General features: G+C 37.5%; 10 protein-coding genes. 1 reads left to right on the forward strand and 9 read right to left on the reverse strand.

The window, feature by feature from the left end; genetic code table 11:
• Positions 1 to 1,334: Na+/H+ antiporter NhaC family protein (locus F9U64_RS13350; RefSeq protein ID WP_153404401.1), on the forward strand; the 1,334-nt coding region annotated here is incomplete at its 5' end.
• 130 nt (positions 1,335 to 1,464) lie between these two features.
• Here the strand turns inward: F9U64_RS13350 and F9U64_RS13355 are convergent.
• The 9 genes from F9U64_RS13355 to F9U64_RS13395 form a co-directional block, all read right to left on the reverse strand.
• A complete protein-coding gene (locus F9U64_RS13355) occupies positions 1,465 to 2,118 on the reverse strand; it encodes an SGNH/GDSL hydrolase family protein (protein ID WP_153404404.1) in 654 nt (217 codons plus the stop codon).
• Between the two features lie 323 nt (positions 2,119 to 2,441).
• Positions 2,442 to 4,718, reverse strand: coding sequence for an alpha-xylosidase (yicI, locus tag F9U64_RS13360; RefSeq protein ID WP_153404406.1), 2,277 nt, complete (start codon positions 4,716 to 4,718; stop codon positions 2,442 to 2,444).
• A gap of 14 nt (positions 4,719 to 4,732) precedes the next feature.
• Positions 4,733 to 6,760, reverse strand: a complete 2,028-nt coding sequence (locus tag F9U64_RS13365; RefSeq protein WP_153404409.1) for a beta-galactosidase — start codon at positions 6,758 to 6,760, stop codon at positions 4,733 to 4,735.
• Between the two features lie 110 nt (positions 6,761 to 6,870).
• Positions 6,871 to 7,701: a carbohydrate ABC transporter permease gene (locus F9U64_RS13370; RefSeq protein ID WP_153404412.1), complete on the reverse strand. Its 831-nt coding sequence runs from the start codon at positions 7,699 to 7,701 to the stop codon at positions 6,871 to 6,873.
• Positions 7,702 to 7,721: 20 nt separating this feature from the next.
• Complete coding sequence (locus F9U64_RS13375; RefSeq protein ID WP_153404415.1) at positions 7,722 to 8,663, reverse strand: carbohydrate ABC transporter permease; 942 nt, start codon at positions 8,661 to 8,663, stop codon at positions 7,722 to 7,724.
• Positions 8,664 to 8,740: 77 nt separating this feature from the next.
• A complete protein-coding gene (locus F9U64_RS13380) occupies positions 8,741 to 10,177 on the reverse strand; it encodes an ABC transporter substrate-binding protein (protein WP_153404418.1) in 1,437 nt (478 codons plus the stop codon).
• A gap of 465 nt (positions 10,178 to 10,642) precedes the next feature.
• Complete coding sequence (locus F9U64_RS13385; protein WP_153404421.1) at positions 10,643 to 12,331, reverse strand: ABC transporter substrate-binding protein; 1,689 nt, start codon at positions 12,329 to 12,331, stop codon at positions 10,643 to 10,645.
• Between the two features lie 53 nt (positions 12,332 to 12,384).
• Positions 12,385 to 13,263 (reverse strand): carbohydrate ABC transporter permease, encoded by an 879-nt coding sequence (locus F9U64_RS13390; protein ID WP_153404423.1) that lies wholly within the window; start codon positions 13,261 to 13,263, stop codon positions 12,385 to 12,387.
• A 33-nt stretch (positions 13,264 to 13,296) separates the two neighbouring features.
• A complete protein-coding gene (locus F9U64_RS13395) occupies positions 13,297 to 14,157 on the reverse strand; it encodes an ABC transporter permease (RefSeq protein ID WP_228275725.1) in 861 nt (286 codons plus the stop codon).
• Positions 14,158 to 14,558 lie beyond the last annotated feature (401 nt).

Below are 14,558 nucleotides of genomic sequence, written 5' to 3' on the forward strand. Positions count from 1 at the left end.
TGAAAACGAAACAGGTTTTCCCTGGTTTAACAATTGGACTGATTCTTGGTTCCTATTTAGTTAAACCATCTATTATAGGTGGCATTGAACAATCAATTAACTACATTGTTGACAGCCTGACAGATATAAATAATATAAAGATCATTGTATTCCTTTATATGTTCTCCGGATTAGTAGGAATCATTAAAATATCGGGAGGAATAAAAGGATTTGTCGATTTTGCATCAAATAAAATAGATACAAAAAAAGAGGCATTAATCGTCACATGGCTCTCTACTTTAGGTACATTCAGTGCTCCAAGTTTCCGGATTGTTACGATAGCCCCAATTATGAAAGCATTACTGTCAAAAATTAATATGACAAAAAAAGAATTGGCTTTTATGATCGAAACAAGTACACAGCCAGTAATTGTCCTTATTCCTATTGCCACAGCTTTCGTTGGGTATATGGTTTCTGTTATTGAAATGGGATTGCAAAATCAAAATATAGATGCTGATCCTTACAGTCTTTATTTGCAAAGTATTCCATTTAATTTCTTTGCTATTTCTATGATTATTATAGGAACAATTTTTGTTATATTTCGTCATTCATCTAAGAATAATATTCCCATAACAAACGAGTCAGATAATGTGAAAACGGACAATAAAGATACAGTAGAACAGTCAAAGCCATGGAATCTAATTATCCCTGTCAGTTTAGTGATCATTCTTACACTATTCCTGACATGGTTGGACGGATTTTCACAAGGGTATCATTTATTTGAAGCATTTATCGAAGCAGATGTCTTGCAGGCAATGGTTGTCGCACTATTTATTACATTGTTAATTACGATTGTCATGTTGTTGTTTCAAAAAAATTCTCTGAAAACAATGATTCATGAGTTTATTGAGTCTGGTAACAATTTGATGTCTGTTATCTTATTGCTATCAGTTGTATGGGGGCTATCCTCCGTAACAGAGGATTTAGGATTATCTGAATTCGTAACAAATAATGTCAGCTGGATTCCTTCATCCTTTATTCCACCGGTAATGTTCATCATAGGTGCATTTATCTCCTATTTTATCGGGTCATCATGGGGAACGTGGGGGATATTGATGCCATTGGGGATATCACTTGCTCAGGCGGGCGATGCAAATTTACCACTAGTAATCGGAGCTGTGTTTGCAAGCGGGTCATTTGGTTCTTTTGCCTCACCCCTTAGTGATAACAACAATACAATTGCAGGGATACTGGAAATAAATGCAATGGACTATGCCAAGTATAAATTGTTGCCAGCCATGATTTCTGCCGTTATCGCTACAGGATTATTTTTGCTATTGTCATTCCTCTTGTAAAGAGGTTAAGACACAAATAGTTAATAGAAACGGAATAATAAATACAGTTCTCGGGAATCAAATAATCCGGACGATTTCAATCGCCCGGATTACAATATGGACAAACAAATTTTGCTCCGTTTCGTTTTTATTATTTCTGCCAATCAAATTCGATTGCACGTAAAAATGCTTTAGCTAATACAGCATGACCTGTTTGATTTGGATGAACACGATCCCATGCTATACTTGCCGGATACAAATCTTCTAATACTTTATTAAAAGCTTCTTGCGTATTGACAAAGATACAATCATGCTCATTCGCAATAGCTTTGACAACTTCTCCATATTGATCCATCGTATTCCTCATTGCATCTTGGTTATTAGGTTCAATAAAAAAAGGTGTCATTAAAACTATATTTTCAGTATTTTTTCTGGAACGAACGACTAATTCTGTTAACTTGTCTTTGTATTCCTCAATATAGACATGTTGTTCAATCTGCATTGGTGAATCATATTGCCGCCAAACATCATTAATACCAATCATAACGCTTAACCAATCAGGTTTTTGTTCGATAACATCTTCTTCCCATCTGTCTGTTAAATCACGGACAGTGTTACCAGATGTCCCTTTATTTACTACTCTTATCCCTAACTCAGGATATGATGACTGTAAAAAAGCATCAACTATGGAAACGTACCCATTTCCGAGTGCCTGAAACAGTCCTTCACCATGAGGCTTAGCACGATCACAGTCTGTAACCGAATCACCGATAAAAACTAATTTTTGTTTTGGTTTTAAAAGCATACAACCTCTCCATTCTACAGCTATATTTATACTACTTTTTACTATTATATTATTTTCAGCCTTTATATAAAAGACTTAAAAGATTGCGTTTACCATTCAATTATTTTTTTAAAAGTATCGGTGGGTTATTTCAAGCTTTCTTGTTTTATTTAGACTTATATTATGATTCAAGATCATAAATAAGAATCGTCATGGCATTCGTACCTCCTCTCAATGCCTTGAGAGAAAGGATAAGCGAGTGCCATGACATGAAATGCTGAAGCGGGGCTTACATAACTGCGCCTAAGTTTCTTTGACTCGTCTTTACCTGTAGATGAAGATGGTTAGCGCTGCGATAAATCAATTCTAGACTTTCCAGTTCCACGGTTAGGACTTATTTTCTCTTTACCAACTAATTCAATATGATAGTCTTTATCTACACCTTCAACAGTTACTTCCAACTCATCCTTTTTTCGACTTACTGTAATAGAGCCATTTTCTTTTCCTGCAGAATCTACTAATTTACGTTCAATAGTTTTGTCTTCCTCTATTTGGTATATCTTAAATGTCACTCCATCATTGTAGTCATAAACCGGCGTTTCTTCACTTTTTCCGATTGGCAAAATCGAATTCGGACGGACAAATAGTGGCAGGCTGAAATAATCATATTTCTGATTTATCCATGTCCCTCCTTCAACAACTTCACCTGTTAAAAGGTGCGTCCAATTACCCTTTGGTAAATAGAAGGAACCTATCCCCTCTTCATTGAAAATTGGGGCAACAAGAATAGAATCACCTAACATATACTGACGATCCAATGTGTGACATAAAGGGTCTTCTGGAAATTCCATGACCATTGAACGCATTACTGGAATTCCTGTCTTGCTATTTCTAACTGCTTGCTCATATAAATAAGGCATCAGGCTGTTTTTAAGATTTGTAAAATGACGTGCGACATCCACAGCTTCCTCATCAAAATTCCATGGCACCCTGTAGGATGAACTGCCGTGGAACCGGCTGTGACTGGAAAGTAAACCAAATGCTGTCCAACGTTTGAACACATCAGGTGTTGCCGTATTCTCAAAACCGCCTATATCATGGCTCCAGTAACCAAACCCAGATGTTGTCAAGGATAAGCCGCCTCGTAAACTTTCAGCCATTGCATCATACGTTGAATCACAATCTCCTCCCCAGTGTACAGGGAATTTCTGACCGCCAGTTGTTGCAGAACGGGCAAATACAACCGCTTCGTCTTCGCCTTTTTCTTCTTTCAATAAGTCAAATACTACCTCATTGTATTTGCAGGCATAATAATTATGCATTTTCTGCGGATCTGACCCATCATAATAAACTACATCTGTAGGAATTCGCTCCCCAAAGTCAGTCTTAAAGGAGTCAACTCCCATATCGAGTAATACCTTTAATTTATCCTGGAACCAACGGCATGCATCAGGATTAGTAAAGTCAACAATGCCCATACCGGCTTGCCATAGATCCCACTGCCAGACATCTCCGTTTGATTTCTTTATTAAGTATCCGTTCTCCATTCCTTCATCAAAGAGGACAGATTTTTGGGCAATATATGGATTGATCCAAACACAGATTTTCAACCCTTTTTCTTTCAGTCGGCGCAGCATGCCTTCTGGGTCAGGAAAATTACGACGGTCCCAAATGAAATTGCTCCATTCAAATTCCTTCATCCAGAAGCAGTCAAAATGAAATACACTGAGCGGAATACCGCGCTCTGCCATTCCATCTACAAAGTGATTGACTGTTTCTTCATTGTAATCTGTTGTAAAAGATGTTGAAAGCCATAAACCAAATGACCAAGCAGGCGGTAAGGCTGGTTTACCTGTCAAGTCTGTATAGCGGCTCACCACTTCTTTTGGTGTCGGCCCATTAATAAAATAATAGTCTAAGTATTCCCCTTCTACACTGAACTGAGTTCTTGAAACTGTCTCAGATCCCAGCTCATAGCTTACCTCTTCTGTATGATTGACAAAAACGCCATATCCTTTACTGCTTAGAAAAAATGGAATATTTTTATAAGATTGTTCTGAGCTTGTTCCTCCATCCTTGTTCCAAATATCAACGCTTTGTCCATTTTTCACAAAAGGAGTAAATCGCTCGCCTAAGCCATAAATCTGCTCACCTACTCCAAGTCGTAATTGACCGCGCATATATGTTTTCTTTTCGGGACGATCTATCCATGCTAAGCCTTTTCCATCTACATCCGTTAACCTTCCATTGTTATTGTCAAAAGACAAATCAAAATTATGCTTGGAAACAGTTAAGGTTAAACCACCACTGACAAACCGAACATTGTCTTCATTATCTTCTACTTGGATCGAGTTTGTTCCAACTTCTGTTACCTCAAAGTTCGGATATTTTGCCTTTCCACCTTTAAAGTGCCATGTCTGAATCCGTATTACGTCTTCTAGTGGAGCTGATATCTTAATGGTCAATAATGGTCCATCCAATGTATCACCACGATGATTGATAAATTTACATGGTGCATAAAGTGTAACAGAACCATCAGCCTCCACCACTTCATGGATTATTCTTGGAAAATGGATCCTAAAACCTTCACGCACCATCCAGTTACCATCTGTAAATTTCATTGCATTTCCCCCCGTTATTTAGTTAATATGAACGTTTCTTTTGCATCGATTTCTGTAATTCCTTGATAAAGTTCACCTGTCAGCATGTTCTGCCATTTTGTATTTCCTGTGTTAAAAGTAGCAGTGTCAGCATTATGATTCATAACAAATAATATTTGTTTATCTTCTTTCTGACGAATTGCTACTTCTACTCCTTGATCAGATGCCAAGGTACCTTCTATTCCTTTCTCTGCACTGATGGTAACAACAAAATCCTGGACAAAGGATTGCTCTGGACTTGAAGCCACATAATAGGCATGTCCGTTCCCATATTGATTCTTCGTCAAGACTGGCATTCCCTGATAAAAATCAGATCCATAGGTCGCTAACACTTCTGCTGTTTCGGCATGTATCAAATCAAATAACAGGTTGCATTTATATTCGCCAGATAAAGCTCCCTCCGAATTATTCATCACAATTTGATTAAAAATAGATGGATCGAGTGCATCAATCTCTTCTGCCCAAATACCAAGCAGGTCTCTAAGTTCACCTGGATAACCACCAAGCGTAACGAGATCGTTTTCATTTACAATCCCACTGAAAAATGTCGTTACAAAGGTACCGCCATTCTTAGTAAATTTCTTGAGCCGATCTGCGTGCCCTTCTTTAACCATGTAAAGAACAGGAGCAATCACAATATCATATTTTTCTAAATCCTCTTCCACACTAATCATATCCACTGGTATGTTACGCTGATAAAAGGCATCATAATATTTATGCACTTCTTTAACATAATCAAGAGCTGCAGATGGTCCACTTGAAAGATTGATCGCCCAGCGATTTTCCCAGTCAAATACAATTCCAACCCGCGCTGGTACACGACTGTCCAACAAGTGATGCTCTAGCTGACCCAATTCCTTGCCAAGCTGGGCCGATTCACGGAACACACGGGTGTTTTCATGTCCCACATGTTCAATTACCGCTCCATGGAACTTCTCTGTAGCACCTCTTGACCGTCTTAATTGAAAGAACATAACAGTATCTGCCCCATGTGCCACTGCCTGATAGCTCCATTGTCTCATGACGTTTGGACGTTTCAATGCGTTATATGGCTGCCAGTTTTGCTGACTTGGTGTTTGCTCCATTAACATAAATGGCTGACCACTTTTTAATCCGCGCATCAAATCATGTGTCATCGCTGTCAAACTAACAGGTGTATCAAATGAAGGATAGTTATCCCATGATACAACATCCATTTCTTTCCCCCACTTGAAATAATCCAATTCAGGATATAACCCCATTAAGTTAGTGGTTACTGGTATATTTGGTGTTTCTTGTTTCAATGCATCTCTCTCTAATTTATATGCATCTAACAAACTATCAGACTGAAATCTGCGATAATCCAGTGAAATCCCCTGAAAATTGGTGTTTTGACCACCCTGCCATTCCTCACTTAATCCATTCGGGGCAACAATTTCATCCCATTCATAAAAAGTATGTCCCCAAAAACGTGTATTCCACGATTCATTAACCGCTTCCAAATTACCATATTTCTCTTTAAGCCAAACACGAAATGCTTTCTGACAATTATCACAATAGCAATAACCACCATACTCATTAGACACATGCCAAATCAAAACTGCAGGGTGGTCTTTGTACCGTTCAGCCAATTTTGCTGCAATCTTTTCTGCATATTTACGGTAAGTTGGACTGTTTGGACAGGAGTTATGTCTGCCGCCAAATCGTCTCTTTTTTCCATCAAAGTCTACCCGAAGAACGTCTGGATAACGTTTCGCCATCCACGCAGGGTGTGCTCCTGTACTTGTAGCTAAACATACATACACCCCGTTCTGATACAAGCGATCAATCGTTTCATCCAAACCACTAAAATCATAGGTTACTTCATCTGGCTGAATAAGTGCCCATGAAAAAACATTAACGGTAGCAACATCAATCCCTGCTAATTTAAACATTCGCATGTCATCCTGAATCGTGGCTTCATCCCATTGTTCGGGGTTATAGTCACCACCATACCAAATCTTTGGCAAGTTTTCATTAATCATATTAAGTCCTCCTCTGTATTCATATGATATTATTGATATTTTCAAAAGGAAGGATGAACACTCTGAATTAGGAGGTCCATCCATTACTTTAAAAAAACAGAGTTAAATGATTATTGTTTGATAGCTCCCGCAACTCCTTCGATAAAGTAACGTTGCATAAGAATAAACACGATTAACACTGGTAGCAATGAGATGGTAGCACCTGCAGCCATACCTGCCCAGTCTGTTGAGTACTGCCCCACAAAGTTTTGCATACCTACTGCCAATGTTCTTAACTCAGGCTTGGAGATCGTTAAAACAGTTGGAACCAGGAAGGAACTCCAAGTCCAAATAAATTGCATAATTACCGTTGTTGCAATAATAGGTTTTGCTAAAGGTAGCATAACACTAAAAAACGTTCTGACAAAGCCGCAACCATCCATAATCGCCGCTTCTTCCATTTCTTTTGGAAGCGTTGCAAAATAGGATGTAAATAAGAGCACAAATAAGGTGTGTGCACCAGAGGATTCCGCCAGAATTATACCAAATAAGGAGTTGGTTAATCCTAGCTGATCTACTAATTCATACAAGGGAATAATTGTATAACCTTTTGGAATAAACATAATCCCTACTACGATCGCCAGAATTGTTTTTTTCCCTGGGAAGTCCACCCTTCCAAGGGCATAGCCAGTTAAGGCACATAGTAGAACAACAATTGCCACTGTTGCTACTGTCATGATTACTGTGTTAACAAAGTAGCCACTAAAGTTCGCGTCAACCCACGCTCTTGTATAGTTATCCCAATTTAGTTCACTCGGAATCGGGTTCCCTGAGACAATAAAATCTGTGTTTGATCTGAAAGAACCCAATACCATCCAAATAAAAGGGAATATCCAGATCAAGCCGATTAAAAGCAAAATAAAGTGGATAATATATTTTACAATTTTACTAGTAATAATCATATTTGCCTCTCCTCTCCATATTAGCCAGTTTCTTTATTTATTTTTCTTCTTGTATACACGGAAATAAGTCCAAATATTCCACTTATCAACAAGGTGAACATTCCCAGCATAACACCTGCAGCAGAAGCATAGCCCATTCTTGTTGTTGCCCCTGTAAGACCACCGCCAAAGGCATAGTTAAATACATACAAGTCTAAAGTTTCTGTTGTGTGATAAGGATTACCATTTGTAAATGTTTTAACTAAATCAAAGGCATTCATACCGCTTACTACAGAAAGAAGTAAAATAACTACTAATATTGGTTTTAACAATGGCAGCGTAATATGAAACAATGTTTTCCAAAAGCCTGCACCATCAAGCTGTGCCGACTCATAAAGGTCTGTTGGAATCGCCTGTAAACCTGAGAGCCAATAAATCATGTTAATCCCTAAGTTCTTCCATGTTCCGATTAAAATTAATAGCAGCATGGCTAAAGTAGACGTATTTAGCCAGGAAATTGGTTGATCAACCAGTCCAATATATTGCAGCAATTGATTCACAGTTCCATCAATTCCAAAAATGTTTTTCATAATTACCCCAATGATAGCGGTAGTTGCTATAACTGGAATAAAATAAATAGTCCTGTAAAATGCTTTCCCCTTCATGTTATTAGCATTTAGTACAATAGCTAATAACAGAGAAGATCCTACACCTAATGCTGTAGTTCCAATCATATAGATAACTGTAGCAAGCAATGCAGACCAGAAACGGGATGTTTGAAATAATTCAATATAGTTATCAAATCCAATAAAATTTGTTAATGGACTAGCACCATCCCAGGAGTATAAGGAATATACATAACTCATTATAATCGGGTACAATGACAAGCCTAAAAACACAATAGCTTGAGGCATGATAAATATATAAGCCCAAATCTGTCTGCTTCTCTTAAACTTTGATAAGTTGCTATTTTTTGCAGCCATCGTTTTTCTCCCTCCTGTAAAAAAATAGGACGAGAACAGTCTACAAGCTCGTCCTATTTTATTGTTAAAGTTCTTGTTTATTCGGTTGTATACGGCTCAAAGGGAACCCAATCATCAAAAACAAAATCTGATTCACTTACATCCTCATATTTATTTAAATTTTCGTTAAATACTTCCATAGCCTGTTGTTGTGCTTCTTCCAGCTCAGCAACTGGGTCTGTAACTTCTCCCTGCATGTAACCAGCTAAAATAGATCCTGCACTATAAGAGAGACCACCTTGATAATCTTGAATGAAACCAATCGTGCTGTTGTTCTGTTTATAAATATTAGGTGTAGCAACACTTAATTGATTCGAAAGTTCATTAATTTTATTATACTGTTCAAATGGTGGGTCAGTAACTTCTATATCCACTGGTGGCTCATGTGCTCCTGAAGCTACTATGACATCTCTGTAACCGTTCTCGATAAAGTAATTTAAGAAAGTTTGCACTTCTTCCCAGTGCTCAGTGTTGTTAGAAACCATTAGCCCTTCTTTAGCGGCCATGTCATTGTAATAAGTCCCTCCATCTTCTGTTGGCATTGGAGCAACTCCCCAATTCTCAAAGCCTGGTCCTTCTTCTTCATTCATTAAAACTGACCCTGCCCAGTTGCCATCAAAATAGAACGCTGATTTTCCAGCTGCGAAATTGGCAATAGCTGTTGGTTCGTTATATTCAATACTTGAAGGGGATAGAACGTTTTCATCCATTAATTGCTTCAAATATTCTATCGTTTGTGTACTCCCATCATTAACAAAATCAGGTTGACCAGTTTTATAGTTTATTCTACGAGCCACATCAATAGAAGGATGTACTTCTGGGGTAATGTTGGTCGCCATTTGGTTAATGGTCATATCTGATAACCAAGTTGCTTCAGCACCCATAATCAATCCATAAGTTCCTCCACCTGATTGTTCATAAATGTCTTTACCAACCTCTCTTAACTCATCCCATGTCGTTGGAATCTGACCTTCTGAGACTCCATATTCACTTAATACATCTTTATTATAGTACATTAATACAGCACTTTTTCCTGAGTTTAATGGAAGCTGATAAATATCTTCACCAATTGTAGTCAAGTTTTCGCTCCATACTCCAGGATAAAACTGTTCCTTGACCTCTGGTGTGACCACATCATTCAGATTGTGTAACAACTCTTGATCTACAAGGTTTTTTAAAGATGTAACGTTAGCGGTTACAAAAATATCTGGTAATTCATTATTTTTAATTGCTGTTTGATATTGCTGGTTACCAGATGCACCAAGAGTTTGCATTTCAATATTAATATCCGGATGTTCTTCCTCAAAGGATGCGATGAAGCTTTCGAAATGAGTTGTAAGCTCAGGTAGACGATTCCAAAAACTTAATGTTGTCGCATCAGGATTTGTATTCTCTTCCTCCCCAGAACTGCATCCAATAAGCAGACCAGCAGTTATGAGTAGTAAGACCATTAATTTTGTTGTTTTCTTTAACATACAAGGCACCTTCCTTAATTAATTTAATTAATTTAATAAACTGGATATTTCATTGAATGAATATTAGGTAGCTATTTCTAATACTCACCAAATTTACGCGGAAACCGGTTTCCTTTTCGGTATTTCACTTAGTTCATCCATCGAACATACTGAAATGATATCATTTTATATTATTTATTTCAACCATATCTATTAAAATTTACATAAAGTTTGTCTAATAAAGACAAACTTTGTCTTTATTTTCATAAGAAGATAGCGTTGTTTTTGCAGGTGACTCATATGTTCATTAATAAACTATTTTTTTAGTCTTACTGGCAAACTGAAAGATGTATTTATCTACCAATCTATTTCTTTTGAAACTGTCATATGCCATTTCTTTTTATTTGATTATAGATTAATAATCTAATCCTCCCATTCAATAAAGGAAGCCTGATCCGGTAGAATGAATCAGGCTTATCAATCTCTTTATTCTTTCGTACCCCAAAGCTCCATCGTGTCTTGCACCATTTTCGTCATTTCTTGGTTCGCTTGCTCAATATTCATTGCTTCTAAGTCTGCGATCATTTTATCCCATGCCTGGTCAAAATTCGCCGGGTCTCCAAGAACTGCTTGTGTGATTTGTTGTTCGGTTAAATCATCCGCTTTTTGTTGAATAATTTGCAAATCACTTCCTGCTGGAATCGTGTAGTTTGATACAGTACCGTGTTTCGATCTTTCTAGTTCTTCTGGTGAAGGGAACCAATCTATCCAATTTTCCATTTCATATTCCTTCAATACTTCTTTTTCGGCACTGTTGAAGTTATCAATAATATCCTGTTCAGTATTTGGTGAAATGGATTGGCCTGTTGAGTCTACTGCACCATTGCCCCATTGCGGGAATGGATATACATAATAACCAACACCTGTTTCCTTGCCATAATCCTTATCCGTATTCATTCTTTCTCTATCATCTTCCTGCATTACACGTTTGCCATCAACAATGTCGTAGTTTTCTCCTTCAATTCCCCAATTGACAAGAATTTGTGCCTCTTCTGAAGCCATCCAATCTAAAAATTCGAAAGCTTCCTCTTGATGTTCACTAGTAGATGAAATAGCGATTCCCCATCCACCTGCAAATCCATAATCTTTTAAGCCTTGTGATTTGATATCTTCGTTTAAAGTCACTGGTAATGGCGCATAAGTTTTCCATTCCTTACCATCTGCAACAAGAGCCTTATCTGCATCACCAATGTTCCAACTCTGGTCCGCAATACTTAATACTCTGCCTGAAGACAATTTGGAAATATACGTATCATATGTGTGTGTAAAAGATTCAGGATCAAGTAAACCTTTTGCATTCATACCATTCAACCATTTAAAGTATTCCTTAAATTCTGGTAATAGAAATTTATAGGTTGCTTCACCTGTATCATCATTAACAGCCCACTGCCCATCATCCGGCTTTCCTGCTGCAAAACCGGCCGGATTTCCGACAGTTATTAACCAGCGCCAATCACTGCCAAGGAGAGATAGAGGAATCGTTTTCTGCCCATCGATCTCAGGATATTTTTCATAGTATTCCGTTAATGCTGCTTCGAATTCTTCTAATGTACGAATCTCTGGATAACCAAGTTCTCGTAATACATCCATTTGAATCTGGAAAGTCCCGCTTGTTTCCCAGAATGCATTTTCCACTCCATAAGTCCCGACTGTATAGATGCTTGGATCTTCAAGAGAGTTACGTAGACGATTTAGTTGATCACCATACATTGCTTTGAGGTTATCCCCTTTTTCTTCAATTAAATCATTTAATTTTATAACACCACCAGCTTCAATCAACTTACCAATATCACCTTTTGCAAAAATTAAATCAGGATAATCTCCACTGGCAATCATTAGTGGAATCGCTTCATCATTTCCCCCAACAGGATAATCTAATTCTAGCTTTATACCTGTTTCTTCGGTAATCTTCTGTGCTACGGGATCATTGAATTCTTTTTCTGTTCCATCTGCACTAAAGAATGTCAATGTTAACGGGTCTTCTGCTGAAGGTTCTTCATTATCAGTGTTACTGTCATCTTCTGAACTTGTCTCCTCATCATTACATGCTGCGAGCACAAATATACCTAGTAAAATGATTAATAGCAGTGCCCAATTTGATAGCTTTCTTTTCATAATTTTACCCCTCCATTTTCTCTGAAATTTGTATATTAATATAAATTAATACCTTAGCTTTTTACTGCACCTAATGTTAAACCTGTTACAAAATATTTTTGTAAGAATGGATAAACAAGTAGTATTGGTACAGTTGCAATTATTGTAATTGCCATCTTTATTGACTGTGGATTTGTCTGCCCTGCGATTACTTCAGCATTTTGGGAATTAATGTCTCCACTTGAAAGGCTTGCATTGTCGAGAATTTTCATTAATTCAAATTGAAGCGTAGTCAATGCTTCATTTCCTCTCGCATAAAGATACGTATCAAACCAGCTATTCCACTGAGCTACCGCTAAAAACAATGCAATCGTTGCAATTACTGGCATACACAGGGGGATTATTATTTTGCTGAAGATGACAAAATCGTTCGCTCCATCTATTTTGGCCGACTCTTCTAATGCAACTGGCAAGTTATCCATAAAGGAACGGATGACAATTACATTAAATGCTGTAAGAAGCATTGGCAAAATGTACACAGAGAAATCATTGATTAATCCAAGGCTGCGAATTAACATATAATCCGGAATCAGCCCACCACTAATAAACATTGTTAATACAAGCAACAGACCAACAAACCCATTTAGTACAAAATCTCTTCTACTCAATGTATAAGCAAGCATCGTACTTGCAATAATGCCAGTAATCGTCCCTACAACTGTCCTTATAATCGACATGATAAAGGCTTGAAACAAAAGATCATTACTGCCGAATATTTCCTGGTAGTTTGCTATAGTGAATTCTCTTGGCCAAATATGAATGCCGCCACGAGCTGTATCTACTGCATCGTTTAAGGATACAGCAAGTATATTTAAGAAGGGGTAAAGAGTAATAACAAGTACAAATATCATAAACAGGGTCAAACCTATATCAAAAACAGTCCATTTTTTCATTTGGTGTATTCCTCTCCTTTCCATGTGTTCTCATTAAAATACTCTGCCTTCTCCAATACGCTTGGCGACACTGTTACATATCAGAATAAGAATGACACTGATGACAGATTTAAATATACCGATTGCTGTACCAAATGAATAACGGAACATCCCGATACCATAATCTAAAGCATATAAATCAATTACTAATGCTTTTTCCATCACAATGTTATTTCCTAAAAGCATTTGTTTCTCAAATCCAATGTTGATCAAATTACCGATGTTTAAAATTAATAAAACAATAATCACGGAACGTATGCTTGGCAACGTAATATGCCACATTTGGCGTAATCTGCTGGCACCGTCTACCTTTGCTGCTTCATATAACTGTGGATCAACACCAGCCATTGCAGCTAAATAAATGATTGCATTCCATCCAGTCTCTTTCCAAACATCTGATAATGTTACGATGCCCCAGAACATATCTGGTCTTGCCATAAAATTGATAGGCTGATCAATTAAGCCTAAACTGACTAATATGTTATTGATTGCGCCATCTTGTGACAGCATTGTGATCACAATGTTCGCTACAATTACCCATGATACGAAATGCGGTAAGTAAGAAATAGTTTGTGTCCATTTCTTCAATGCATGAAACCGTAATTCATTTAATAATAAGGCAAAAATAATAGCGGATGCTGTACCGAAAACAAGCCCCAATATCCCCATACCCAGAGTGTTCTCCAGTGCTGTATAGAACATAGGCTCATTGAATAAATCCTTAAAGTGCTTCCAGCCTACCCATTCCTGCTCGAAAAATCCAAACTGTGGTTTGAAATCCTGAAAAGCCATGAGCCATCCGCCAATCGGAATATATTTAAAAACAACCAGCCAAATAACGAATGGCAATGACATTAATAGCAAGGCTTTCTGTTTACTTGCCCGTTTCCAGAAACCTTTCCCTTTAGGATCTTTTGAGTGACGTTTCTTCTTTAATAAATCTGTTCCGATCCTTATCTGTCTCTCCACAGGTGGGGGTGGTTCAGGTAGATTCGGTTGTGCGCTTGTTGCATTGTTTTCTCTACTCATATTCCTTCTCTCCTAACCTGACAGTCTATATTTGTAAGCGCTTTTCCTGATTATTATTATATTAGAAACCGTTTTCCTTTTGAACCATATAAAAGAGACATAAATTCATGTAAAATGGAGTGGTAAAAAAGAGCACTTCGCATGAATTTTCTAAAAATCGTCTAAACCACTTATCATTTGGTGACTTTTGGACATTCTCTAAAAAGAAAAAGCAGACACTGGTTTTG

This window comes from Gracilibacillus oryzae (assembly GCF_009498735.1).
In the GTDB taxonomy this organism is placed as follows: domain Bacteria; phylum Bacillota; class Bacilli; order Bacillales; family Amphibacillaceae; genus Gracilibacillus; species Gracilibacillus oryzae.

What these genes read in the sequence shown, in the direction of transcription:
- F9U64_RS13355 (WP_153404404.1), bottom strand. Translation starts at nt 2,118, where the DNA reads ATGCTTTTAAAACCAAAACAAAAATTAGTTTTTATCGGTGATTCGGTT.
- yicI (WP_153404406.1), bottom strand. Translation starts at nt 4,718, where the DNA reads ATGAAATTTACAGATGGTAACTGGATGGTGCGTGAAGGTTTTAGGATC.
- F9U64_RS13365 (WP_153404409.1), bottom strand. Translation starts at nt 6,760, where the DNA reads ATGATTAATGAAAACTTGCCAAAGATTTGGTATGGTGGTGACTATAAC.
- F9U64_RS13370 (WP_153404412.1), bottom strand. Translation starts at nt 7,701, where the DNA reads ATGATTATTACTAGTAAAATTGTAAAATATATTATCCACTTTATTTTG.
- F9U64_RS13375 (WP_153404415.1), bottom strand. Translation starts at nt 8,663, where the DNA reads ATGGCTGCAAAAAATAGCAACTTATCAAAGTTTAAGAGAAGCAGACAG.
- F9U64_RS13380 (WP_153404418.1), bottom strand. Translation starts at nt 10,177, where the DNA reads ATGTTAAAGAAAACAACAAAATTAATGGTCTTACTACTCATAACTGCT.
- F9U64_RS13385 (WP_153404421.1), bottom strand. Translation starts at nt 12,331, where the DNA reads ATGAAAAGAAAGCTATCAAATTGGGCACTGCTATTAATCATTTTACTA.
- F9U64_RS13390 (WP_153404423.1), bottom strand. Translation starts at nt 13,263, where the DNA reads ATGAAAAAATGGACTGTTTTTGATATAGGTTTGACCCTGTTTATGATA.
- F9U64_RS13395 (WP_228275725.1), bottom strand. Translation starts at nt 14,157, where the DNA reads ATGTCATTGCCATTCGTTATTTGGCTGGTTGTTTTTAAATATATTCCG.